Source organism: Mesorhizobium sp. dw_380, from assembly GCF_018588885.1.
Taxonomy (GTDB): Bacteria; Pseudomonadota; Alphaproteobacteria; order Rhizobiales; family Rhizobiaceae; genus Mesorhizobium.
This window is the reverse complement of the sequence record NZ_JAFFIW010000156.1, coordinates 1-373: the sequence shown is the minus strand read 5'-3', so window position 1 is coordinate 373 and position 373 is coordinate 1. Positions and strand designations below refer to the sequence as shown.

Genomic DNA, 373 nt, shown 5'->3' with positions numbered 1-373 from the left:
ATCCCGCTCGGCAAAGGCCATCTGCGCCCGGATCAGATACGGATCGCCCTTCTGCGCCAGAAGATGATGAAACAGGATGCCGTCCTGCAACGGCGACAGCGCGTAGATGTCCTGGACATTGCCAACGCCGCCCGGCACCGCTTCCACAACCCGGTCGATCTCGGCCTGGCTCAGCTCCGCCAGCGGCACCATCGTTGGCGTGATCGTCCGGCTCTGCCGCGTGATCCCGTTGACAGGCACCGTCACCTCGCGGCTCCGTCCCAGCTTCGCCGCAAAATCCGACAGTCGGGGATGCTCGAACAGGTCGCGGATCGCCGCTCCCACGCCCAGCCGGCGCAGACGCTCCAGCAGCTTCACCGCCAGCAGCGAGTGG

The 373-nt window shown here is 66.5% G+C and carries 1 protein-coding gene; it reads right to left on the bottom strand.

Annotation, left to right across the window (positions count from 1 at the left end; all coding sequences use genetic code 11):
* Nucleotides 1-373: phosphopantetheine-binding protein (locus tag JT360_RS33340; RefSeq protein WP_214477740.1), on the bottom strand; the 373-nt coding region annotated here is incomplete at both ends.